At 39.6% G+C, this 25,577-nt stretch carries 12 protein-coding genes, 7 tRNA genes, 3 rRNA genes and 1 pseudogene; 2 read left to right on the top strand and 21 right to left on the bottom strand.

Features of this window, described 5'->3' with window-relative positions; genetic code table 11:
- Positions 1–276 precede the first annotated feature (276 nt).
- From lgt to MJY40_RS03980, 18 genes and pseudogenes are all read right to left on the bottom strand, one after another.
- Positions 277–1,122 (bottom strand): annotated as a pseudogene (lgt, locus tag MJY40_RS04065) (prolipoprotein diacylglyceryl transferase); the annotation flags it as partial.
- A 158-nt stretch (positions 1,123–1,280) separates the two neighbouring features.
- Complete coding sequence (gene yfmH / locus MJY40_RS04060; protein WP_317855772.1) at positions 1,281–2,528, bottom strand: EF-P 5-aminopentanol modification-associated protein YfmH; 1,248 nt, start codon at positions 2,526–2,528, stop codon at positions 1,281–1,283.
- A complete protein-coding gene (locus tag MJY40_RS04055) occupies positions 2,515–3,789 on the bottom strand; it encodes a M16 family metallopeptidase (protein WP_317855771.1) in 1,275 nt (424 codons plus the stop codon). The genes yfmH and MJY40_RS04055 overlap by 14 nt, the downstream gene beginning before the upstream one ends.
- A 78-nt stretch (positions 3,790–3,867) precedes the next feature.
- Complete coding sequence (locus MJY40_RS04050) at positions 3,868–5,046, bottom strand: LysM peptidoglycan-binding domain-containing protein (protein ID WP_317855770.1); 1,179 nt, start codon at positions 5,044–5,046, stop codon at positions 3,868–3,870.
- Between the two features lie 944 nt (positions 5,047–5,990).
- Entirely contained in the window at positions 5,991–7,574 is a 1,584-nt protein-coding gene (cls, locus tag MJY40_RS04045; RefSeq protein WP_317855769.1) for a cardiolipin synthase, read from the bottom strand.
- A gap of 1 nt (position 7,575) precedes the next feature.
- Positions 7,576–8,241: a GTP pyrophosphokinase gene (locus MJY40_RS04040; RefSeq protein ID WP_331488228.1), complete on the bottom strand. Its 666-nt coding sequence runs from the start codon at positions 8,239–8,241 to the stop codon at positions 7,576–7,578.
- Positions 8,242–8,629: 388 nt separating this feature from the next.
- Positions 8,630–9,073: an S-layer homology domain-containing protein gene (locus MJY40_RS04035; RefSeq protein WP_317855768.1), complete on the bottom strand. Its 444-nt coding sequence runs from the start codon at positions 9,071–9,073 to the stop codon at positions 8,630–8,632.
- A gap of 341 nt (positions 9,074–9,414) precedes the next feature.
- Positions 9,415–9,486 (bottom strand) — tRNA-Gln (locus MJY40_RS04030).
- A gap of 31 nt (positions 9,487–9,517) precedes the next feature.
- Positions 9,518–9,589 (bottom strand) — tRNA-Gln (locus tag MJY40_RS04025).
- Positions 9,590–9,614: 25 nt separating this feature from the next.
- Positions 9,615–9,686: transfer RNA gene (locus MJY40_RS04020), tRNA-Gly, on the bottom strand.
- Positions 9,687–9,692: 6 nt separating this feature from the next.
- A tRNA-Leu gene (locus tag MJY40_RS04015) sits at positions 9,693–9,776 on the bottom strand.
- 11 nt (positions 9,777–9,787) lie between these two features.
- Positions 9,788–9,860: transfer RNA gene (locus MJY40_RS04010), tRNA-Lys, on the bottom strand.
- Between the two features lie 19 nt (positions 9,861–9,879).
- Positions 9,880–9,953: transfer RNA gene (locus MJY40_RS04005), tRNA-His, on the bottom strand.
- 21 nt (positions 9,954–9,974) lie between these two features.
- Positions 9,975–10,049, bottom strand: a tRNA-Pro gene (locus MJY40_RS04000).
- Between the two features lie 12 nt (positions 10,050–10,061).
- Positions 10,062–10,179: ribosomal RNA gene (gene rrf, locus MJY40_RS03995) — 5S ribosomal RNA — on the bottom strand.
- A 131-nt stretch (positions 10,180–10,310) separates the two neighbouring features.
- A 23S ribosomal RNA gene (locus tag MJY40_RS03990) occupies positions 10,311–13,211 on the bottom strand.
- Between the two features lie 307 nt (positions 13,212–13,518).
- A 16S ribosomal RNA gene (locus MJY40_RS03985) occupies positions 13,519–15,043 on the bottom strand.
- The 16S, 23S and 5S rRNA genes sit together here with 7 tRNA genes alongside, the layout of an rRNA operon.
- Positions 15,044–15,905: 862 nt before the next feature.
- Positions 15,906–16,763, bottom strand: coding sequence for an SH3 domain-containing protein (locus MJY40_RS03980; RefSeq protein ID WP_317855767.1), 858 nt, complete (start codon positions 16,761–16,763; stop codon positions 15,906–15,908).
- A 193-nt stretch (positions 16,764–16,956) separates the two neighbouring features.
- On the opposite strand from MJY40_RS03980, the gene MJY40_RS03975 reads away from it, so the two are divergent.
- Complete coding sequence (locus MJY40_RS03975) at positions 16,957–18,090, top strand: hypothetical protein (protein ID WP_317855766.1); 1,134 nt, start codon at positions 16,957–16,959, stop codon at positions 18,088–18,090.
- A 554-nt stretch (positions 18,091–18,644) separates the two neighbouring features.
- Here the strand turns inward: MJY40_RS03975 and MJY40_RS03970 are convergent.
- Positions 18,645–19,676, bottom strand: a complete 1,032-nt coding sequence (locus MJY40_RS03970; RefSeq protein WP_317855765.1) for a sugar kinase — start codon at positions 19,674–19,676, stop codon at positions 18,645–18,647.
- A 57-nt stretch (positions 19,677–19,733) separates the two neighbouring features.
- Positions 19,734–20,693 carry a bifunctional 4-hydroxy-2-oxoglutarate aldolase/2-dehydro-3-deoxy-phosphogluconate aldolase gene (locus MJY40_RS03965; protein ID WP_317855764.1) on the bottom strand — a complete coding sequence of 320 codons (960 nt, stop codon included), beginning with the start codon at positions 20,691–20,693 and terminating at the stop codon, positions 19,734–19,736.
- Positions 20,694–20,923: 230 nt separating this feature from the next.
- On the opposite strand from MJY40_RS03965, the gene MJY40_RS03960 reads away from it, so the two are divergent.
- Complete coding sequence (locus tag MJY40_RS03960) at positions 20,924–21,688, top strand: IclR family transcriptional regulator (RefSeq protein WP_317855763.1); 765 nt, start codon at positions 20,924–20,926, stop codon at positions 21,686–21,688.
- Positions 21,689–22,087: 399 nt separating this feature from the next.
- On the opposite strand, the gene MJY40_RS03955 is transcribed toward MJY40_RS03960, so the two are convergent.
- Positions 22,088–25,573 (bottom strand): S8 family serine peptidase, encoded by a 3,486-nt coding sequence (locus MJY40_RS03955; RefSeq protein ID WP_317855762.1) that lies wholly within the window; start codon positions 25,571–25,573, stop codon positions 22,088–22,090.
- Positions 25,574–25,577: the final 4 nt, after the last annotated feature.

Below are 25,577 nucleotides of genomic sequence, written 5' to 3'. Positions count from 1 at the left end.
TCCATAAAAACAACCTCTATCCACAAAGCAATAGAGGTCGCTATCTTATCCTTCTACTTCTTCTGTTGCATTTTCTTTTTTTGTTTCGTCTACAACAGTATTTTCTTCTTTGACTTCTTCTGTGATAGTTTCTAATGTTTCTTTTGATGCTTCTTTTGATGCTTCTACTGCTTCGGTTTCTTCAGTTGTTTCTGATTCTGCCAATGCTTCAGTTGTGGATTCTATTTCTTCTAAAGATTCTGTTGTTTCTGGAGATTCAACTACCAATGCAAGTTTCTTTTTGTCATATTGATTTTTGAACACCATGAAAAGAATCGCAGCCACCACAAGAATAGCAGAAAGCACTTGTGAAACTGCAAAATCACCAATCATCAATTGGTCTGTACGCAAACCTTCAATCCAAAAGCGACCCAATCCATAACCCAGGAAATACAAGCCCATAACTTGACCTGTGAATTTTTTATGTCTTGCTACATAGAACAAAATCAACAAAACACCAAGATTCCACATGGATTCATACAAAAATGTAGGATGTACTTGGATATATTCCACACCACCAGACATTTGCAAATTTGCCAAGGTATAGTCTGAAACATCACCCAAACGCACTTGAGACAATTGATAACGCATTGCAAACAAGCCATCTGTATATTCACCAAATGCTTCTTTGTTGAAGAAATTGCCCCATCTACCCAACATTTGACCAAAAATCAAACTAGGCACTGCTGTATCCGCCATCAAAAAGAAATCTATCTTCTTCATTTTGCTATACACCAAAGTGGTCAATGCACCTGCAATGACACCACCATAGATGGCAAGTCCACCTTCTCGAATTGCAAAAATCTTTGTCCAATCATCGCTATAGCTATCCCAACTAAAAGCGACATAGTACAATCTAGCGCCAATGATGGAAATGATGATGGCATACATTGCAAAATCCAAGTACAAATCTTCACTTTGACCTGTACGTTTTGCTTCATGCAACACTAACATAATACCACCCAAGACACCCAAACCAATGAAAATCCCATACCAATAAATGTCTTTTCCAAAAACACTAAAAGCAACTCGACTCAACTGGTCTATTTCGATTCCCAAATTGGGAAACCATATTTCTGGCATATTCTCTACCTTCTTTCTAACTGCTGGTTACCACCTGCAAATGAAACAACATGTTTCTACAACCATATCCTATGTTTACGGGCAGCCACATAGGGCAGCCCCTACAAAGCCCATATCCATAGTATTTCATCCACCATATTCTTTCTTTACAAGCATATTTATCTAATCACAGATAGTACCATTTTATCTGGAAATGGTGTATATTGCAACAGTTTTTCAATATCTTCTTTTTGAACCCTTTCCAAAAGGGTTTTTACTGCTCCAAGTGTTGCTTTTTCTGGCACCCAATCCACTTGCATTAAGACCATTCCAACAACTGATTGTTCTTTGCGTAGATAGCTACCCATAAGTTTTTTCTGAATACGTAAAAAGTGTTCTTCATTGATTCCATTTGCCAGAAGATGGTTCCATGTTGTTTCCATAAGGGATAGAATTTCTTTGCCAAATGCACCCACTCCGCTACATGCAAAAAAGGCATATCCTCTACCTTGGAAATATGCACAACTCATTGGTTCTTCTAAATATCCTTTGTGATATGCTTCTTTGTAAAAGTCACTGGTTTCACCAAATAACAACTCCAAGAAATAGAGCATTTCCATCTTGCGTTTGGATGTGTTTTCTGATACTTCCATTTTGCATCCAATTTGGAATTGTGGTTGCGATAGCTCCAAGTTACTGCCCACATAATGCACTCCAATTGTAGGTGGTTCTATTGGAAAAACTGTTGTGCCAATGGATGGTTTCTTTTCCATTTTTTCTACCAAGCGTAAAATTTGATTGATGGGTACATCGCCACCACACACCAAAGAAAAACGATCTGTGGAATACAAACAATTGTAAGCCAATTCCAATTTTTCTGCTGTGATCTTTGCCACAGAATCCACATCACCTGCAATGGGATGTTTGACGGGATGATTTGCATACATGGCTTCCAACATTTGGTAGTATCCAATCCAATCTGGGTTATCTCCATACATTTGGATTTCACGCTGGATGATGTTCACTTCTTTTTGTACTTCTTCTGGTAAAAAATACGATTCTCCAACAAATTCTAACAGCAGTTTCAAGTTTTTCATGAAATTTTCTCTACATGTGAAGTAGTACACTGTCTTTTCTGCGTCGGTAAATGCATTGGCAGTTGCACCTTGTTTCTCCAATTGCACAAAGGCATCACCCCATTTTTGACGAAACAATTTGTGTTCTATAAAATGAGCAATTCCCTTTGGAAATACAGTGGTTTCACTCTTGGTATTTTGCAAGAATGCAATGTCATTGCCACCTGATTGTACCACCAGAGTTGCCATCTTTTCACCATATTCTGTCATAGGTAAAATGTGGCATACCATACCTGATTTTGTGGTTTTTTGAATCAAAATTTGTTCTGGTTTCATCTCATTTTGCATCATGGTTGCATTCCTCCTGATTTGCCAAAAGATATATGGTTTGCAGACGTAGATTTCTTGCCATTTGTTGTATTTCCTCCAAGGATACCCTTTCTATTTGTTCCAGAAAGTCCTCCAAATTCCAACTGGCATCCATCAAAATACCATCTGCCACAAAGTTTGCGATTTGCCAAGGTGCATCTGCAATACCTTCATATTCTTGTTGCAAAGATGTTTTGGCTTCCTTTAGTTTTTGACGTAAATTGCGTTTTATATCCGCTGATTTCCAAAGGGTTTCCACACAGGATAAAACACCCTTAGCACCTTCCTTTGCGTCTTTTTCTTGGATTCCCATTTGCACAAACAACAAACCTGTCAATGGGTAAATGCTAGAACCTACATCATAACAAAGATTTTTTTCTTCTCGAATTTTCTGGAACAAAAGAGAATCTGCACCTTCACCCAACAAACGATTCATCACCAAAAAGGTTGCATAGCTTTTTGTACCATAGACCACATCTTTTGCAAAAAACGCCATCACCAAACGACTTTGGGTGACTTCCATACGTTCCAAAAGAAAGTTTGGCTTTGTGGAAATAAAATCTTTGGTTTCTTGGAAGCCTTCCAGTGGTGCCATACCCGAGAAATGTTTACGCAACACTGTCATTTTCTGCTTTTCTGTTTCATCACCAACAAACACAATGGAAACCTTGGCTTGTTGCATCATTTTCTCATAAAAATCATACAATCCTTTGCCATCAATACCAGCCAAATCCTCCACATATCCATCGCCACAAACACCATATGGAGAACCCTTTGCCGCTTCTTCCAGACAACGTTTCTTTGCAAAACTTCGTTTGTCATCCTTCTTCTGTTCCAACTGTGTTTTGAGCCATTTCTTTTTACGCTCCACAATCTCAGGTAAGAAACCACCATCTTTTACCAATGGCTCCAATAAAATTGCATGCATAAATCCAATTACCTCTTCCATAGACACCAATTTCACAGTATCCATAGACACCAAAAGCAACTGTCTGTTTCCTTTTTTCACCACAGACACATCCCAAACACCACCATATAGCTCCTCTGATGCAATTGCCAAGTCCTTTGGTGTTGGATATGGTTTGCACCCTTCTTTTAACACAGCAGCCAATAGAGCTACTCTCGTTGCTGTTTCACGTTGCAATGGCATATCAAAAAACAACGTAGAAATATTGCATTTGAATTTGCCACCATCTGCCCAGTATACACGACATCTTTTTTTGTTTTCTTCCAAAAAATACATGACTTCACCTCATTCTTCTGACTGATATATTCTTTAGGCGTGTTGCCTTTAGTTTTGCCAGAAATCTGAAATTCATCCTTATGGAATCCAAATTTCTTGACCTGCAAAAATCATATCTGGATTATCCAAATCATTTACTTCCATAATGTCATCTACCCAGTTTCCATTGCCATAATATTGTTCACTCAAACGAGTCAAACTATCTCCGCTTGCAATCATATGCCAAACACCAACTGCTTCTTTGACTTTCTCTTTGCTTTCTGTTTCTGTCAAAATTTCAGAAAAAGATTCTGTTTCCACTGAAAATACCGCTTGTGTTTGTACTTCTGCCAATTTTTCTTCTAGCCTCGTTTCCATTGTGGAATAGGCACTTTGCACCACTGTGATTTCACCTTCCAAATCCCGCAATTTCCCCATATAATTGACCAAAGAAAGCCCCAAGCACAAAGAGATGGCACTCAAAACACAGCTGAAAGTTGCCATGGTTGCATATCGATTGCGTTTTTGTTTTTTGGCTTTGACTTCTCGTCTTTGTAACACTGCACGTATTTTTTTTGCAGCATCCATACGTTCCATTTCTGCTGGTGGAATGGATTCTCTAGGTGCAAATGCAGGTTCTTCTTCCTCTTCTTCTGATGGATACATTTCCATATCTTCCATAGCAATCTTAGGTTTCATCAATGGATTTTCCATCATGTAATTCTGCATTTCTTCGTTTTTATCGTAGTATACAAAGTAGCCCCTTGCCTGACGTAATGTTTTTGTTGTTTGGTTTTGCACATAGAAGGTATCCACATGATCCACCACATCCAACACATAAAATAAATTCCACTTTTCTTTGAAATTCGCCAAATGGAAGGTTTCATCCTTGGTCATCAAATAGGAACCAAAGCCATTTTGGATATGCACCCAACCCAAAAGTTCCTGACCCACAAAATAGGTGTCCATTTGATCATAGATATCTTCCCATGTTTCATCACAAAAACTTTCCACACCACCAGATTGAATGGTTTTTCTTCCTTGGATGGCACCACTGACCACACAAATCAACTCTCCATTGATTTCCATATATCGTCCTACAAGTGCAGCAATTTTTTCTGTAGCACCCATAGAACGTCCATATTGATACAAATACGTATACACATAATCTTCCACATAAATCCGAATTTCATCATCCAAACCACCCATTTGTTTGATAGTTTCTGGTATTTCTTCCTTTCTTTCTTCTGCAAATCCCTCTTCGTTCATGTGTTCCATATGATTCCCTCCTATTGGTATATTGGCTTTTTCCTAACGCTTGTCCAAAATATACCATATTGTCTTTGCAAAACCTGTCAATCGCTGTCGAGAACAACTCCTTTCCTTCTGCGAAATCTGACAAAATCTACAAAAAAAGAACGTAGAAGTTATCTACGCTCTTGTGTTGTTCTGTGATTTGATGATGTGGTTTGTTGCATAAAATGTTTATAATCTGTAGTATCGTTTGACTTGTAGGGGTAACGTTTCGTTGTCTGTTATGATTTATGTGAATTAATTTTAGATAGGAATTTATTCACGGTTTAAAGCATTCAGACCTTACTTTTTACTGCTAAAAAGTAACAAAAAGCACCACTACTTCCGAAGCGTGGAGCACGGTTCAAGGGGGCTGCGCCCCCTCGAAACTCCTTTGCAAGGTGGAATAGAGGTGGCTATTGCTATAATTTTTGGCTTGAGCATACTTCCTTCATGGCTAGAGATGCATATTGAAATTCCTACAAATAGCAATCTTTAGGATTCCGCTTTGCGAGCAAAGGTTGAGTGGAAATCAAAAGTCATTTGTTAAATTATTTAATTCTAATAGCAGGATGTCGAGGACGCCATCCCCTACACAAACATAAATATCAAGATTTTTTGAATCAGTAATCAAGAGGTGAGGGGCTTGTCACTCACGGTCTAATCGTAGGATTATTTCTCTACATCTCTGTCTGTCGGGGTGATTTTTAAGAGGGTCGGGATAGACCCTCTTAAAGCGTGGCTCCACGCCTTCGCAAAGAGTGGCACTTTTGGGGTACCTTTTGGTGTCAAAAGGTACGGTCTAAAAGGCTCTAACATTTGAAAAAATTAAAACCTAAAAATACCACACGCAATTTACTGGAGGATAATATCCTCCCCTACGTTACACTACACATTATATAAATAATATACTAAGCTTTCTTATATTCTTACATCAAAGGTGCCAGTAATTTCAATGCTTTACCCATACCTTTCATCCACAATTTTGTCTTTTTATAATCTTCCAAAGTAATCAACTGACATTTCTTTAAGGTTTCTTGGAAATCTGCTTCAATTTCTTTGATTTCTGGTACTTCATACAAAAATGCACCACATTCAAAATGCAAATACAAGCTACGATAATCCAAATTGATGGTACCGACAACCGCTTTTTTATCATCGCAAATAAACATTTTTGCATGTACAAATCCAGGTGTATACTCATAAATTTTCACACCTGCCAAAATCAATTCTTTGTAGTGGCTTTTTGCCAAAGCAAATGCATACACCTTATCCGGAATATGTGGCAACATCAAAACAACTTCCACCCCTCTTTTGGCTGCATAGGAAAGTGCAGTGACCATTTCATGATCCAAAATCAAATATGGTGTCATAATGTGTACATATTCCTCTGCACGATTGAGCATATCCAAATACACAGTTTCGCCAACCAATTCCCCATCAAAAGGACTGTCGCCATAAGGCAAAACAAATCCCTTTGCATCTGTTGTATTTTGATTGTTTTCGCTGGCTGTCAGGTATTTTTCATAGGTATCCTGATTCTTTTCATCCACATTCCACATTTGCAAAAACATCTGGGTAAATCCTTCTACAGCTGCACCTTCCACCATAATTGCAGTGTCTTTCCAATGACCATATGGACTGTCAATATTGATGTATTCATCCCCAATATTGACACCACCTGTAAAAGCAACTTTACCATCAATAACTGCAATTTTTCTATGGTCACGATTGTTGTAATGTGTTGACAAAACAGGTTTTATGGGTGCAAACATTTTGCAACGAATGCCAATTGTTTCCAGCATTTCTGGATAATGATAAGGCAATAAGTTCAAAGCACATGTACCATCATACATCATACGTACTTCCACACCTTCAGAAACTTTTTGTTCCAAAACATGCAAAATTTGCTCCCACATAACACCTTTTGCAACAATGAAATATTCCAAAAAGATGAATTTTTCTGCCTTTTGTAGCTGAATCAAAAGTTCTGCCAGTTTATCTTCACCACTAGGCAAATATTTGATGTTGGTATTTTGATATACAGCAAAATTCCCATTATTGCGAATGTAATTTGCCATATGGTAGGTGCCAATATCCTTATTTTTTAAATTTGCAAGCACCTCTTGATTTTGATTGACATACTTTCTCGTTTCAGCGTACAAATCATCCAAACGCTTTTCCAATTGTCTTTGTTCCGGTCTGGTTGCAATATAAATATACAGCAAACCACCCACTACAGGCACCACCAAAGTAACAATTGCCCACGTCAATTGAATGCTTGGATTGTCTTTGCGATTGACAATTGCAATGATGATCAGCACCGCAAACAATTGTTGACCACCAAACATCATAAACATAGAATTTCCAAAATAATGCATGAGTTTAAACAGCAAAAGGAGTTGTAGCAAAAACAACACCATCATAATTGCTGTTCTACCAAAAATCAATCTTAAAACACCACGTCTACTTTTTTTCATAAGCTGGGATTTTAAAAATTCATCTTTTGTCATGTCATTTCACCTCAATTCGATTCCTCAATTCTTGCATGCGTACATCCATTGCACTGATGATATCTGCACAATCTTTCAGTTCTACAAACAATTCTTCTGCATTGGGAATATTCTTTTTGTATTTCATCTTATGTTCTAAGCTTGCCCAAAAATCCATTGCAATGGTTCTAAATTGTACTTCCACTTTCATCCATTTTTTGCGTTCTGCCAAGAAAATAGGCACTGCCAAAATCAAATGCAAGCTACGATATCCATTGTCTTTTGGTTTTTCTATGTAATCTTTCTTTTCAAGCAAACGAATGTCATCTTGTTGCACCAAAAATTTTGCAATGGCATAAATATCATCAGGAAACGAACAAATGACACGAATGCCAGCAATGTCCTGCAAGTTTTCTTCCATACCTTCGATGGTCATTGGATAGCCTTTACGCTCCATTTTCTCCATGATACTCATTGGTTTTTTGACACGACAATGGATGGATTCAAATGGATTTCGTTTATAGCGCAACGCAAATTCAGAGTTGAGAACCTTCAATTTGGTTTCCACTTCCATAAGCGCCGCTTCGTATTCCATCATAGATTCCATGAATAAATGAATGTTTCCCATGGCAAAATTCGGTACTTCTGATGCTTGTAATGTTTTGGGTTCCAATCGTTCTAAGCTCATTGTTCCAATCCTTTCTATTGATGTTTGGCTTTTGTGTTTTGGTATATTTTGCTGGAAGGTAATATCTTCCCCTACGGTTACAAAACAACATATATCGTATATCATTTTAGTCTTTATTATAATTATATCATACTTTGCTATTTTTTTCGCAATTCCATTTCAGATTTAGTAGATTTTTAAGATTCTATATAGAAAAAACCACCATATCCTAAGACATGGTGGTTCTATCATCAAAAATCAACAACAAACAAAATTTACACATCCATAGTTTGGGCTTATGGGTGATAAAAAGGGGAATATCACTCTATTTTTGGGGCTTATTGGGAAATTCTTGGAGGTTATACTTCCAATATTTGATTATGAATGTGCATCTGAAATATATTGTCATTTAGTTGGACGAATTGCGATATAGGAATGTCACAACTTGACCACGTGTACAATCATCATCTGGACCAAATGTAGTTGCAGAAGTACCTGAAGTGATATCTGGATCCACTGCCCAAAGCACTCCATTGTAGTGGTATGCATTTGCACTGACATTCTCAAATGTGATGGATTCCACATGATTCACTGTATAAACAGAGAAGTGTGCTGCCACAAAGGAAACAGTTTCTGTTGTTACATCATATGTAATTTCCAAAGCTGTAATTTCACCAGATTCCCAAACATACCAAACCACAATATTTTCTGGTGATTCGCCATCTCTTGGTTCATAAGGCATGGTGACTTTGATTTCATATTCTCCAAAGGAGCTGATGACTTTACCATCACTTGTGATGATCAAATCCACCACCAAATCATCGCCAAACAACCCCTTGTGTTCTGGCGTCAAATCACTTGCATCCTAATATTGGATTGTGATATCTTAACCCATTGCTTGACCTACAATTGCACCCATAGCACCACTTGGAATAGACAATTTGGTAAATCATTATACATACTCTGATTATTTTTATATTCACTATAAATATTTTCTGCAACAATCTATCCATTTCTCTGAATCAAATTCATTGGTATTTTTGAAATAAAAAAAGCTGTTAACTTCGAGAACAATGCCTCATATTTAACAACTTTAATCTTGGCTTATTTTAAATATAAAAAACCACCGCATCTGAAGAATACAGTGGTAGTTTACAAAACCAATATAAAATCTATTTTACTTATTCGGTTAGACTAGGGTAGCAGGATTCGAACCTGCGAATGATGGAATCAGAATCCATTGCCTTACCGCTTGGCGATACCCCATTAACCAAAAATCTCTACAAATAAAAAAAAACTGGGCTAGTTGGATTCGAACCAACGAATGCAGCAGTCAAAGTGCTGTGCCTTACCGCTTGGCGATAGCCCATTAAAACCAGTTTAGAAAAATAAAAAGCGCGAAACGAGATTCGAACTCGCGACCCTCGCCTTGGCAAGGCGATGCTCTACCACTGAGCCATTCGCGCATATCATGCAGTCGAGGGGACTTGAACCCCTACCCAGAAACCCGGACTAGATCCTTAGTCTAGCGCGTATGCCAATTCCGCCACGACTGCCTAATAAAAGATGAGTCGCCCGGGGTTCGAACCCGGGACACCTGGATTAAAAGTCCAGTGCTCTACCAACTGAGCTAGCGACCCATATAAGAAATTTTTTAAGGGTGGGTAATGGGGATCGAACCCACGACCTCCAGGACCACAATCTGGCGCTCTAACCGACTGAGCTATACCCACCATATGTGTGTTTTAAAACAATCGGGGTGACAGGATTCGAACCTGCGACCTCCTGGTCCCAAACCAGGCGCGCTAGCCAAGCTACGCTACACCCCGATATTAAATTGATTCCGGCGACCATCTACTTTCCCAGGCAGCTGCCCACCAAGTATCATCGACCGCTCAGGTCTTAATCGTCGTGTTCGGAATGGGAACGGATGTGTCCCCTGAGCGCATCATCACCGGAAATCTAGTGAAGATTTTTCTTCAATTATGAAGTACACCTTCAAAACTGAACACAAGAATTATTGTACAATTAATTATCGATTTTGTCAACACTTTTGCTGACTTTTTGTCACTCTGTGACTCCAAATTGCTTTGGTCAAGCCCTCGACCTATTAGTACTAGTCAGCTGAATACGTTACCGCACTTACACCTCTAGCCTATCAACCTTGTTATCTGCAAGGGGTCTTACTTCCGAAGAATGGGAAATCTTATCTTGAGGGCGGCTTCACGCTTAGATGCCTTCAGCGTTTATCCGTTCCGTATATAGCTACCCGGCTGTGCAGTTGGTCTGCAACCGGTACACCAGAGATACGTCCATCCCGGTCCTCTCGTACTAAGGACAGCTCCTCTCAAATTTCCAGCGCCCACAACGGATAGGGACCGAACTGTCTCACGACGTTCTGAACCCAGCTCGCGTACCGCTTTAATGGGCGAACAGCCCAACCCTTGGGACCTACTTCAGCCCCAGGATGCGATGAGCCGACATCGAGGTGCCAAACCTCCCCGTCGATGTGAACTCTTGGGGGAGATAAGCCTGTTATCCCCAGGGTAGCTTTTATCCGTTGAGCGATGGCATTCCCACTTATTACCACCGGATCACTAAGTCCTACTTTCGTACCTGCTCCAGCCGTCGCTGTCGCAGTCAAGCCACCTTTTGCCTTTACACTCTTTGAATGGTTTCCAATCATTCTGAGGTGACCTTCGAGCGCCTCCGTTACCTTTTGGGAGGCGACCGCCCCAGTCAAACTGCCCGCCTGACATTGTCTTCTGCCCCGATTCAGGGGCACGAGTTAGAAACCCAATGTTATAAGAGAGGTATCCCACCGGCGACTCCACGAATACTAGCGTACTCGCTTCTTAGTCTCCCTCCTATCCTGTACATATAACATCGAATCCCAGTATCAGGCTGCAGTAAAGCTCCATGGGGTCTTTCCGTCCTGTTGCGGGTAACCAGTATCTTCACTGGTTCTTCAATTTCACCGGGCGTGTTGTCGAGACAGTGCGCAAATCATTACACCTTTCGTGCGGGTCAGAACTTACCTGACAAGGAATTTCGCTACCTTAGGACCGTTATAGTTACGGCCGCCGTTTACTGGGGCTTGAATTCAAAGCTTCGCCTTGCGACTAACCTCTCCTTTTAACCTTCCAGCACCGGGCAGGTGTCAGCCCATATACTTCACCTTACGGTTTCGCATAGACCTATGTTTTTGCTAAACAGTTGCTTGCGCCTCTTTTCTGCGGCCACTTGCGTGGCTCCCCTTCTCCCTAAGTTACGGGGTTATTTTGCCGAGTTCCTTAACAACACTTCTCCCGTCGGCCTATGGATTTTCTCCTCATCTACCTGTGTCGGTTTACGGTACGGGTACGTATTACGCAATAGTGGCTTTTCTTGGCAGTGTGGATTCGGAAACTTCCTTACTTTTTTTCAGTCCCCATAACACTTCATCCTTATAGAGGGTGGATTTTCCTACCCCTCAAGACTTTGTGCTTAGCCGTGTTTTTCCATTCCACGGTTTTCCTATCCTCCTGCGTCCCCACAGTTCTGATAATACGTAGTACAGGAATATCAACCTGTTGTCCATCGACTACGACTTTCGTCCTCGCCTTAGGCCCCGACTAACCCTGGGAAGATTAGCTTTACCCAGGAAACCTTAGATATTCGGCCTATATGTTTCTCACATATATCTCGCTACTCATTCCGGCATTCTCTCTCCTGTTTCGTCCACCCTTGCTTTCGCTCAAGCTTCGTCCTTGCAGGATGCTCCTCTACCACTGATTACTAGGTAATCAATCCGTAGCTTCGGTGACGTGTTTTAGCCCCGTTACATTTTCGGCGCAGGTTTTCTCGACTAGTGAGCTATTACGCACTCTTTAAATGTATGGCTGCTTCTAAGCCAACATCCTAGTTGTCTGTGAAATCCCACATCCTTTTCCACTTAACACGTACTTTGGGACCTTAGCTGTCGGTCTGGGCTCTTTCCCTTTTGACCATGCGACTTATCTCACATAGTCTGACTCCCGAGGGTATCTCTACGGCATTCTTAGTTTGATATGAGTTGGTAACCTTTTTGGGCCCCGCGTCAGTTCAGTGCTTTACCTCCGTTAGACTCCTCTCGAGGCTAGCCCTAAAGCTATTTCGAGGAGAACCAGCTATCTCCGAGTTCGATTGGAATTTCTCCGCTACCCACACCTCATCACCACCTTTTTCAACAGATGTGTGTTCGGTCCTCCAATACCTTTTACGGTATCTTCAACCTGGACATGGGTAGGTCACCCGGTTTCGGGTCTAATAACACTAACTATACGCCCTATTAAGACTTGGTTTCCCTTCGGCTCCGTACCTTATAAGTACTTAACCTCGCTAGTATTATTAACTCGCCGGACCGTTCTACAAAAAGTACGCCATCAGACACTAAGTCCTCTGACTGTTTGTAAGCACAAGGTTTCAGGTTCTCTTTCACTCCCCTCCCGGGGTTCTTTTCACCTTTCCTTCACAGTACTACTTCACTATCGGTCACTAGGGAGTATTTAGGCTTGGGGGGTGGTCCCCCCGGCTTCCCACAGGGTTTCTCGTGTCCCGTGGTACTCTGGATACTGCTAGCTGACTCAAGTTTTCGTCTACAGGACTTTCACCCTCTTTGGTGTGCTTTCCCAAAACACTTCGACTAACCTTTGTCAATACCATACGCAGTCCGCAACCCCAAAAGACTAGGTCTCTTGGTTTGGCCTGTTTCCATTTCGCTCGCCGCTACTTTGGAAATCGAGTTTTCTTTCTCCTCCTACTGCTACTTAGATGTTTCAGTTCACAGCGTTCCCTTCCGTATGCTATGTATTTACATACGGATAACTGAGGTTTGCTCAGTTAGGTTTCCCCATTCAGAAATCTCCGGATCAAAGGTTATTTGCACCTCCCCGAAGCTTATCGCAGCTTATCACGTCTTTCGTCGGCTCCTAGTGCCAAGGCATTCTCCTTGTGCTCTTTCTTGCTTGACCATTTGTAGTTTCCTTCAATAATTAGTTTAAAGAAGAAAACGGTCTATCACACTTGCGTGCAACAGCTTTGTTCATTTGGAATGTTTTGTAGTAGCGATACTACAAATTTTTTGATATTTTTCTTCACAATAACAGACGACTCTGCTATTAGAAGTTGTGTTACTTTTTTCTCGATAATTATTGAGTAAGTTACTGCCTTACTCTTTAATTGACTCTTTTTCTTGTATTCAGTTTTCAAGGTGCAGTGAAAGATGTTAATCCTTCAAAACCAAACAGTATATATGAATATTCAACCAATACTCCATAGAAAGGAGGTGATCCAGCCGCACCTTCCGATACGGCTACCTTGTTACGACTTCACCCCAGTCGCTGATATCACCTTCGGCAGCTCCTCCCTTACGGTTAGGTCACTGACTTCGGGTGCTTCCAACTCCCATGGTGTGACGGGCGGTGTGTACAAGGCCCGGGAACGTATTCACCGCGACATTCTGATTCGCGATTACTAGCGATTCCAGCTTCATGTAGTCGAGTTGCAGACTACAATCCGAACTGAGATTGGGTTTCTGTGATTTGCTTGACGTCGCCGTTTTGCGTCACTTTGTTTCCAACCATTGTAGCACGTGTGTAGCCCAAGACATAAGGGGCATGATGATTTGACGTCATCCCCACCTTCCTCCGTGTTATCCACGGCAGTCTCCCTAGAGTGCCCAACTCAATGATGGCTACTAAGGATAGGGGTTGCGCTCGTTGCGGGACTTAACCCAACATCTCACGACACGAGCTGACGACAACCATGCACCACCTGTCACCGATGTCTCGAAAGAAAAGTGTATCTCTACACCGGTCATCGGGATGTCAAGTCTTGGTAAGGTTCTTCGCGTTGCTTCGAATTAAACCACATGCTCCACCGCTTGTGCGGGCCCCCGTCAATTCCTTTGAGTTTCAATCTTGCGATCGTACTCCCCAGGTGGAGTGCTTATTGCGTTAGCTGCGGCACCGAGGATTCCTCCCCGACACCTAGCACTCATCGTTTACGGCGTGGACTACCAGGGTATCTAATCCTGTTCGCTCCCCACGCTTTCGAGCCTCAGCGTCAGTTTCAGTCCAGTAAGTCGCCTTCGCCACTGGTGTTCTTCCTAATATCTACGCATTTCACCGCTACACTAGGAATTCCACTTACCTCTCCTGTACTCTAGTTTGATAGTTCCAAATGCAATCCTCGAAGTTAAGCTTCGGGCTTTCACATCTGGCTTACCATACCGCCTACGCTCCCTTTACACCCAGTAATTCCGGATAACGCTTGCACCATACGTATTACCGCGGCTGCTGGCACGTATTTAGCCGGTGCTTCTTATTCAGGTACCGTCATTTGTTTCGTCCCTGTTGATAGAAGTTTACGATCCGAAAACCTTCATCCTTCACGCGGCGTTGCTGCATCAGGCTTTCGCCCATTGTGCAATATTCCCCACTGCTGCCTCCCGTAGGAGTTTGGGCCGTGTCTCAGTCCCAATGTGGCCGATCACCCTCTCAGGTCGGCTACTGATCGAAGCCTTGGTGGGCTGTTATCTCACCAACTAGCTAATCAGATGCGGGTCCATCCTATACCGAAGCAAGCTCCTTTTTTCACAAAATCATGCGATTTCGTGATGACATACGGTATTAGACGTCGTTTCCAACGCTTATTCCGAAGTATAGGGCAGGTTACCCACACGTTACTCACCCGTCCGCCGCTAAAATATTTCAGAGCAAGCTCATCCATATTTCCGCTCGACTTGCATGTGTTAAGCACGCCGCCAGCGTTCATCCTGAGCCAGGATCAAACTCTTAAATTGAAATTTTTGAACGAGTTCGAAAATTTCATAAGTATGTTTCCGAAGGAAAAATACGCATAATACTTTCTCACTTATTCATTTCAGAAGTTTAATCTGACCAGCATAAATCAAATTTATCTGGCTAGTGATGGTTTTTTCGAAACCAACAAAATCTTTTAGTTTTATTTGATATCATATAGATATCGAATTGACTATGGGTTGTGTTTATTCTTTACATACTGTTCAGTTTTCAAGGATCAATCTTCATTTTGTTTGTTACATTTGCTTGCCGCTGTTTCAGCAGCTAGATTATTGTACCAAACTTTGTTTTGTTTGTCAAGCACTTTTTTTACTTTTTTTAGAAAGTTTTTTGTGCTTGTTTCGCAGCAACTTTCGTTGTCAGCGAATATTAGTTTATCACTTTTACCATAACTTGTCAAGAACTTTTTCTGTTTATTTTCAAATTCTTTTGAGCTTTTTCAAACTCATAATCAAGCTATGTCGAGTTGCTCTTTGCGACTTCCGTGCCTCGCATCTCTTAGCGACTTGTTTAATTATACACGCTTTCTGGGAATTGTCAACACTTTTTTTCATTTATTTTCAAAAACTTTTAAATTCTGACAATTCCCTTCTATTTCACTAGTATATCCTATTCCAATAACTGGATAATTTACCTTAAAATACTCATTTCTATATCCCCATTATATAGTAGAAACTCCTACAAAATTCTAACTCTATACAATATCAACTCATATTCTAAAAACAGTCAATGTTTTAAGCATTTTCCATTTATTATAAACATCTTCCACTATTTTCACACCAATGACACAAAAATCACATTAAAAAAGTGCAGTAAATAAATCTACCACACCTTTCTCATTCTTTATTTTCCTATAAACTGCACACCTTCTTTACATACAGTCAATAACTCTGTACCAGGAAAGCTCACATAATAATACAGCTCATCTTCATCAAAAATATATCCTATTCTAGTTTTTTCCAATACAAATGTTTCGTTTTCTGCAAAATCACCATACGCCACAGTGGTTCCTTCTAACAATTTCACATCCACACCAAGCAACGTATCCACTTTACTTTCTAGAGCTTCAAAATCCCCTACACTTTCCTTTTTTACCCACATTTCCGAAGAAAACACCGACATATCATCCATCTGTTTGATATAATACCAATCTTCATATTCCCCTATAACTTCTACTGCATCTCCACAGAAAAGATGTGCTGCAATGCCTGAAGTTTCACTTGCCCCAAAATATACCGCATCATCTACAATCATATATTTTTCTTCAGAAGGCAATTTTTCAATGCTTTCTGTATCGTCAACACCTCTGATATACCATGTGGGTATATATCCTTCTATGAATATTTTTGTAAAATACTCACCTTTTTCTCCAATAACTTCCACAGAGTGATTATTCTCCTGATTTGTATAATTTCCAGTCAGCATTGCCAATGGTCCAACCACCGAAAAGTTATAATACTCTGTATCTCCATCATAATAATCTTGTGCAGTTGCGTGTACATAAATCGGCATATCACCTTTCAATGCAACGCTCTCTTTGACAGATTCCACTTCAGCCAAATCATCATTTTTTATTTGCAAAACTTGATTTTCTATTGCAATTTCATACTGCTCTTGTAATTGCTCTATTTTCTGATATTGGACTATATTGAAGCAAAGACCAACTACTGTAATTGTGAGTGCCACCACTATTTTTTTCATAATAAACCCTCCATAATATATATCACAATCATATCATAATTGACTCAAAAAATCTATGGTAATACCCATAATAAAACACCTATTTTGCCTATTTGACAAATCACATATATAAGAATATACTGATAGCAAAAACTTGTAATCACAGTTTCATCACAATAAAATTCAAATCAGAATTTAACTAGGAGGTTTTGCTATGGGATTCAAAAAACTGCTTTTATGTTCATGGATAGTATTATTTTCCATTTGTGTTGCCACTGGATGTGGCGAAGCTGAAACGACTGTAGAATCAACAATTACCGAAGATGTTTCTGTCACGCAAACGGATATGGTATCTGATATTACGGATGAACCTATTGTAGATGATGTGATAGAAGAAAAAACAGAAGATTCCATTCCAGAAAACGATTTTGTCACCCTTTCCACTGGTGTTGTGGTGGATGCAAACAACTTGACACCTGAAGATATATGGGAAATTGGAAAGGATATTTTACCTGATGATGGTTCTATTGCATATGTAAGGAAAATGGCTTTGAATCCCAAAACCGAAAAAGAAAACAGTCCAAATGAAAGTTTTTGCTACTATAGTGGACTTTCATTTACAGTTTCAGAAGATCAATCCTATGTGACAATGGAAAAAGAAGGTATCTTTATTGAAATTTTCTGCAACAAAAATACAATTTTCATCAATGGTGAAGAATATCCTTGTACAATTTATGCAGAAAAAGATGATTCTTACTTTGGAGGATTATCCATTAAAGTCGACACTGCACAATTTCTTTCAAACCTATTTGCCTATAGCCAAGAACATGATTGTCGTTTTATTTGGGGACACGATTTAAGCGAATATCCCGAATATGGAAAAGAATTTTATTATGGATATAGCTTCGATTGGGAACTCTACTATCTAGATCCATCCTCTGGAAACTTAATCGGTGATGGTCGAATCACGCTATCTATGTTGGAAAAATGGATTCCCTATATCACAGAAATCGAAGAAAACATAGAGCGAACTTTTATCTTGGTCGAAACAGAAGACACCAGTCTATATTTTGTATTGACAAGAGTCTGGGATCATCAAAATGATACATATTTGCCTGAATTTGGCGGCTTTTATACCTCAAAAACATTCACATCCTCTCCTGACTTTTACACCCCGAGATTCATTGGCATCGGAGATAGCGAAGAAGATGTCATACGTGTTTATGGTCAACCAGCTCTTGTTGATGAAGAAACAAATACAGATACTTGGGTTCGCACCAGTGATGGAAACCAAGGACTGAATATTATCACCAAAAATGATGTTGTAACCGAACTTCGTTACCCATAAAACACCAAAGAAGTGTATTCTCTGGTGGTACAGCATTCCAAAAATGTTGCTTTTATCAATCTTTGTGCTGACCAAAAAGGGCTCCTTGGTCTGCTACGTATGATGGCAATCAGTCTATGTGTCTATCTGAAGAAAACGGAGTGGTTTCTCAAATTGTGTATTGAATATAGAAGCATATACTACAGTTATATCTCTACCTGTATAAGCAAATCTCTATGCTTTACTTGATTGTTCATTTGCAAATCATATGTATCTTGAGATGCTCTTTCGAAATTAATTGGAGGCTTATTATGAATCGACCTACTCAAATAATACTTAGTTTTATTGTTTTCTTATCGTCTTTAGGTGCTTTATATTCCGTACTCTTTCATTGGAATCTGCTCTATCGATTAATTTTCTTTCTTTTAACTGCTATACTCTACTTTCTACAAGCATGGCTGGAAAAGAACAATATTATTTAAGATTTAAGGTTATTCTATGTTACCTAAACAAAAAAGTGTGGTACCGATTTCTCAGTATCACACTTTTTTTATTTGAATTCCTATTTATTTTTCTTATCTTTGTACACGACCAGAACCGTCTCCACCCATAAGAGTTTCTACTTCTGCTCTGGATACCAAGTTGAAATCGCCAGCAATTGTATGTTTCAATGCAGATGCAGCCACACCAAATTCCAAAGCTTCTTCCATTGTTTTGCCTTCTACAAGACCAGAAACAACACCACCAGCAAAGGAATCGCCACCACCAACACGATCAATGATTGGAGTGATACGATATTCTTTGGAGTGATAGAATTTGCCTGCTGCGCTATCGTAGCTACAAGCAGACCAGCCATTGTCAGATGCAGAATGACTTACACGCAAGGAACTGATCACATATTTGAAGCCAAATTTGTCTACCATTTGTTTGAAGATATCTTCATAAGCAGCCAAATCCAATTCACCACTGGTTACATCTGTTTCACCAGCTTTGAAGCCCAATACCTTTTCAGCATCTTCTTCGTTACCGATACAAACATCTACGTATTGCATCAAATTGCTCATAACTTTTTGTGCTTTTTCAGAAGTCCAAAGTTTTTTACGGAAGTTCAAGTCTACAGAAACAGTAATGCCTGCTTTTTTTGCTGCTTTCAAAGCAACTTCTGTGAGTTCTGCTGCTGCGTCACTGACTGCTGGTGTAATTCCTGTAAAGTGGAACCAATCAGCATCAGCAAAAATCGCATCAAAATCAAAATCTTCTGCAACAGCTGTAGCAATGGAAGAATTTGCTCTATCGTATACTACGTTAGATGCTCTCATTGCAGCGCCTGTTTCCAAGAAATAAATGCCCAAACGTTCGCCACCTCTAGCGATACATTTTGTGCCTACATTCATTTTGCGAAGTTCCGCAATTGCACAATCACCAATTGGATTTTTAGGGATTTTTGTTACAAACTCTACATCGTGTCCATAATTTGCAAGGGATACTGCAACGTTTGCTTCTCCACCACCGTAAACAACATCAAACGCATCTGCTTGGATGTATTTTTCGTGGTTTGGTGTAGAAAGACGAAGCATGATTTCACCCATAGTTACAACTTTAGCCATAATTTTATTCCTCCTAATATAGTTGATTGATATGATATGTAACTTATTGATACATTTTTATTTTTGCAACAAGTGAATTGCAAAGCCACCAAACTCATTGGTCAAGTAGATTGCTTTGGTTTTACCTGTTGCTGGTTTTCTGGTTTCTTCTTGCACTGTAAAGCCTTTTTTCGCCAAGAAATATTCTGCTCTTTCGATACTATTGGTGCCAATTGCAATATGTCCCATTTGACCAAGGTATGGTTCTTTCATCACTTCAATCAAATTGCCTGCAAAAATAGAACTATTGCCTTCTTTTTTTGCAAAGCCAAATGCATTGGTAAATTGGTCTGCAATTCCATTTGCTTCTCCAACATTAGGCGCATTGATGCCAACGTGTTTCAATTCAAATCCAAGCATGTTTTGCATTGCTTCAGCACTCAAAGCTTCAATTTGATCAAATGCTCCTGCTTTCACCAAATCACCACTGACCATCCAGCTACCACCACAAGCAACAATTTTATCAAAAGCAAGATATTGATTGAGATTTTTTGCATTGATGCCACCAGTAGGCATAAATTTCATTTTTGTATAAGGAGCTGCCATAGATTTGATCATATTCAAGCCGCCTGCTGCTTCTGCTGGGAAGAATTTGACAACTTCCAAACCAAGTCCAACTGCTTTTTCCACTTCAGATGGAGTTGCACAACCTGGAACAATTGGAACATCCTTTTCGATACAGTAAGAAGCCACATCTGGATTCAAACCAGGACTTACAATGAATTTTGCACCTGCTGCAACTGCTCTATCCACTTGTTCTGTTGTCAAAACTGTACCAGCACCCACAAGCATTTCTGGATATTTTTCAGAAATGATACGAATGGATTCTTCTGCTGCATCTGTTCTAAATGTCACTTCTGCACATGGAATTCCACCTCTGCAAAGGGCACCTGCCAAAGGTTCTGCTTCTTTTGGATCTTGCAAAACCACTACAGGAACAATACCAATTTTTCCAATTTCCTTTAAAATCGAATTCATTTGTTTCCTCCTTAATTTTTTTCATTTATGCCTTTACAAAATAACTTTTTTCTGCTATTCTATTGATATATTCCATAATATGAAACTATATTTCGTAATATGGACTTTATACCTTTATTATAGCAATCTATTTATTTTTGTCAAGACGAATCCAGCATTTTTGTGGATATTCACATATAACAAAACACCACTCCAATCGGCATTTTTACAATAGAAAGTAGGTATGTCTTATGAAAGAACCAACTGAAAATCCCATTCAAGTAGCAGATCGCCTATTTCAAACTTTGGAACTTCTTGCAACTTGTCCTCCTATGAGTCTCATGGAGTTGAGCCAAACACTAGGCTTAAATAAAAGTACCATGCACCGTATTTTGAATTCTTTGGTCTATATGGGATATGCAAAACAAGAAAACAACTCCCTAAAATACACCCTAACCCATCGTATTTGTGAACTGTCCAACCAGTTTATGCACCAAACCAATATCATACCTATGGTGCGTCCATATTTGCAAGAATTGGTCAATCTGAGCGGTGAAACCATCCACTTGGTGCAAATGGATCAAAATTCTGCAATTTATATCGATAAGATGGAATCCACACAAAATTCCATACGTTTGGTTTCTAAGGTTGGCAAAAGCATTCCTTTGTATTGTTCTGCTGTTGGCAAAGCAATGTTGGCAAATATGGGTGATGATGTCATTAAGGAGATTTGGAACAACAGCGATATTCGTGCATTGACACCTCAAACCATAGTAGATTTCAAAGATTTTATGAATGAAATCGATCGTGTACGCAAAAATGGATATGCTTTGGATTTGGAAGAAAATGAACTTGGTGTACGTTGCATTGCAGTTGCCATTTCCAATTATCAAAATCAACCAAACTATGCAATTAGCATTTCTGCACCTGTGACACGTATGGGTAGAAGGCGTATTTTGGAATTGGCTGAATTTGTTTGGGATGTAAAGAAACGTTTGCGTAATGAATTGCGTTGATTTTACTGATTATATTTGCATAATACAAAAGACTACACTCTGGATATTCCATGGTGTAGTCTTTTTTGTTTGTATTGTTTTCACTAAACAGTTTGAAATTGTATATTCATTTCGCAAAATGCTTATAATCTTCATAAATGAAGATTGGCTAATGGCTAAAAGTGAATGGTGAAGGACTAAAAAACAAAATAACAATTGTAGCATATTTACGGATTCGTTTTTGTAGGGGATGGTGTCATCGACATCCCGTTTGATGAAGTGTATTCAAGTCATTCACCCTTCACCATTAGTTTTTAGCCTTATATTTGACCACGTCAAATATAAATATTCTTTACTCAATTTCATCCCACAAAAATAGACGGAACAGCTAAGCCAGCCATTCCGTCTATCTAATCTATTTTATGAAGTTGCAAAATTACGATACAAGAATGTTACAATTTCACCTCTATTGCAAAGGGTTTCTGGGTCAAATGTACTTGCTGAAGTACCACTTGTGATGCCTTCTTCCACTGCCCAAAGAATTGGATTGTAGTAATACATGCTTTCTGGCACATCCCAGAATGGATTGCTTGTAGCCCCTTCTGGTCTATTTGCATTGTTCCACAAGAAGGTTACAATTTGTCCACGTGTTACAGTTGCATTTGGTTCAAATGTGGTTGCAGATGTACCGCTGGTGATGCCTTCTTCCACTGCCCACAAAACCGCTTTGTAGTAATAATCTGTTTCATAAACATCTGCAAATGGATTTTCTGTCAATGTTGGTGTTGGTGAACCCATTGCTTTCCAAATGAGTGTTGCTGTTTGTCCACGTGTTGCAGATGCATATGGTTCAAATGTGGTTTCTGTGGTACCACTGGTGATGCTATTGTTCAAAGCCCACAAAACAGGTTTGTAGAAGAAATCATTTTCAGAAACATCAGAGAATGGGTTTTCTACTTCTTCTGTATCATCATACAATTCTGCTACCACTTCTTCTTCCTCTTCCACAGATTCATCATATCCTATAACATAATATGAGAAATGATATGCATCAAAGGAAACCTTTTCTTCATCTGCATCATATGTTGCAACCAATTGTGTTTTGTTGCCATCATCGTCAATATACCAAACCACAATATAATCTGCATTTTCACCATCTTCTACAACAAATGGGAAGCTGACGCAAATGGTTTCGCCATCAAATTCGCCAACATACTCATCGCCAACATAAATGGAAACATCATATGCCACAACCGCATCCATATACAACAATTGTGCCGCTGTCAACACATCATCAACATCCTTAGCTTCAATGACAAATGTAACTGCATTATCACCTGCCAAGTCTCCAAGATATTCCAATACATCATTTTCTAAATCAAAGCTACCCATGTCTGATGTAATTTTCAAAAGTTCCACATCACTTGTTGCAACAGAAGACAATGCTTCTGATGGCACTTCAATGGTCAATTTTGTAGTGTATGATTTTGTGGATACATCCAATTCTACCACTGCTTCACCACTGCTGGACACTTCATCCAAAGCATCATCAATGGCATCTTCAATATCATCTGTTGTGATATTTGCTGTTGTATTTTTTCCACTTGTGCTAGAAGAAATCTTTACAGTTGCTGTGGTTGTAGAGTCCTCGGTGTCTACAGATGTACCACCTGATGAACTACCGCCACCACCACCGCCACCACCGCCACCTGATGATGTGGAAGTAGATGTTGCGGCTTGAATGGCAAAGGTTGTTGTAATTGTTTCACCATAATATCCCATACCAGAAATGGTAATGGTTGCAGTACCAACTGCTGTGTTATTGCTATATGCAACTGTATAATCTGTGTCTTTTACCAAGGTAGTTGTGCCATCTGTTACAGTAATACTTGGTTCCAATGCTGATCCTGTGTAAGTTTGTGTTGCAACGCTACTTACAGTTGCTGTAGCAATGGATTTTGCATCCAATGTCACAACTATAACCCCAATAATATCACTATCTGCATCATCGCCATAAGAAACTGTAACACTATTGCTGCCTACACTCATTTTTTTTGTAGTTGTATCATAAACCAAGGTTGCTGTTTCACCTGCACTGATATTTTCCACAGTACCCAATACTTCTGTTCCAAGAATGAAGGTTACAGTTCCTGTTGTACTATCACTATCAGATGGAACTGTAGCAGTCAAAGTTGCTGTAGCTCCATAAGTTGCAGACACATATGTAATGAAATCCACAGTGTCATCCATATCCTCTGTCAATGTAGTAATTGTCATTACACCGCTGATTGCAGAAATATCTTCTGTTGCTGTTGCCTTAATACGCATATAGAAATAATATGTAGTATTTGCTGTCAATCCAGTAAATGTATTACTCTCTTGCCAAGAACTTGGTGTACCATTAGCAGATGTACTCATACCATATTCCGCTCCATCTACAGCAATCAAAGTTACACTATCCGTACCAACACTAGCCAAAGTTGGTGCATCTGGTGTTGCTGCTGGTTCAAACCAATCTGCGTACAAATCTGTATTTGCTGAGATTGCTGTTGTAAAGTCAAAATAAGTACTTCCATTTGCTTCTGTAGCCCAACCCAAGAAAGTGTAACTTCCCTTTGTTGGATTGGTTGGTGCTGTCAATGTATCGCCTGGAATCACATATGTAGTGGTGGTTTCTTCATCATAATGATAGGTCACTTTGTGCAAATCATCTGTACCCAAAACAGCTGCATATGCATTCAGTACACCATTGCCATAATATTTGTCATGTCCCAAATCACCCTTTTCACTTGCTGTATCCAACAAAGCATCTTCCAAATCATTTATTGTATAGGAAGAATTTGTAGACAATACCAAAGCTGCAACACCTGCCACCATTGGAGATGCCATAGATGTACCGCTTTTGGTTGTATATCCTCCATTATAATTGGCAGAATACACACCGCTACCTGGTGCAGAAATATCAATTGCATCGCCATAATTAGAATAGGATGTTGCAAAGTTTAAGCTACTATCCACAGCAGAAACTGCAATGACACCATCATATGCAGCTGGATAAGAAACAGATTCCACAGAGCTATTTCCTGATGCAGCGATAATCAATACACCATTGGCTACTGCATAGTCTACCGCTTCTTTCAATGCAGTCCCTACAGGTTCTGTAGATGTACCCAAGCTCATATTGATGATATTCGCACCTTTGTCTACCGCATGTTTAATCCCCGTTGCCAAAGATGACATTGTAAAATAATGTTGTGAACCTTCAACATAATCACCTTTGATAATCATTAAAGTTGCATCTGGTGCCACTCCATAAACATCATTTGCATCATCTTTTTTTGCTGCAACAATACCAGCAACATGTGACCCATGTCCATGATTGTCTTCTACATATTCTGTACCATATTTATCTTCATCTGAATTATAAGAATTTGCAAGTGCTTGTCCTGTAAACTCTGCATGGTCTATATCAATACCTGTGTCAATGATGGCAACTGTAACGCCACTACCCGTTGCGGTTTTCCACGCTTCTGCTGTATCCAACAAATCATGATGATATTGACTAGTGGATGTAGCTGTCAATTCTGCATCATACAATTCAAACCGTTCATTTGGATACAATTCTGGAAACTCTGCCACCAAATCTTCATCTATACTACTCAAAGAAGCAACACCTGTTTCTGTGAACACAGCAATTCCATAAGCATAGGATTTCAAATCCATGTTATATGCAGCTGCCATAGCTTCTGCTTCTTCCAAAGATTCCACAGTTGCCAAATATTCACCTTCTACATAGTCTGCATCTGATGATTTGCTTGCGCCAAATGTTGGTACCACAAAAGAAGTTGCTGTCAACGTCAAAGTCAAAACAGCTGACACAATTTTTTTATATTTCCACTTGCTCATATAG

The organism is Chakrabartyella piscis, from assembly GCA_030067835.1.
In the GTDB taxonomy this organism is placed as follows: Bacteria; Bacillota; Clostridia; order Lachnospirales; family Anaerotignaceae; genus Chakrabartyella; species Chakrabartyella piscis.
The sequence above is the reverse complement of the archived record's forward strand: the minus strand, read 5'-3'. Positions and strand labels throughout refer to the sequence as shown.

Coding starts and splice junctions, on each gene's coding strand:
- MJY40_RS03975 (WP_317855766.1), top strand. CDS start 16,957: ATGGGATTCAAAAAACTGCTTTTATGTTCATGGATAGTATTATTTTCC.
- MJY40_RS03980 (WP_317855767.1), bottom strand. CDS start 16,763: ATGAAAAAAATAGTGGTGGCACTCACAATTACAGTAGTTGGTCTTTGC.
- MJY40_RS04050 (WP_317855770.1), bottom strand. CDS start 5,046: ATGGAACACATGAACGAAGAGGGATTTGCAGAAGAAAGAAAGGAAGAA.
- MJY40_RS04040 (WP_331488228.1), bottom strand. CDS start 8,241: ATGAGCTTAGAACGATTGGAACCCAAAACATTACAAGCATCAGAAGTA.
- MJY40_RS03960 (WP_317855763.1), top strand. CDS start 20,924: ATGAAAGAACCAACTGAAAATCCCATTCAAGTAGCAGATCGCCTATTT.
- MJY40_RS03970 (WP_317855765.1), bottom strand. CDS start 19,676: ATGGCTAAAGTTGTAACTATGGGTGAAATCATGCTTCGTCTTTCTACA.
- cls (WP_317855769.1), bottom strand. CDS start 7,574: ATGACAAAAGATGAATTTTTAAAATCCCAGCTTATGAAAAAAAGTAGA.
- MJY40_RS03955 (WP_317855762.1), bottom strand. CDS start 25,573: ATGAGCAAGTGGAAATATAAAAAAATTGTGTCAGCTGTTTTGACTTTG.
- MJY40_RS03965 (WP_317855764.1), bottom strand. CDS start 20,693: ATGAATTCGATTTTAAAGGAAATTGGAAAAATTGGTATTGTTCCTGTA.
- yfmH (WP_317855772.1), bottom strand. CDS start 2,528: ATGATGCAAAATGAGATGAAACCAGAACAAATTTTGATTCAAAAAACC.
- MJY40_RS04055 (WP_317855771.1), bottom strand. CDS start 3,789: ATGTATTTTTTGGAAGAAAACAAAAAAAGATGTCGTGTATACTGGGCA.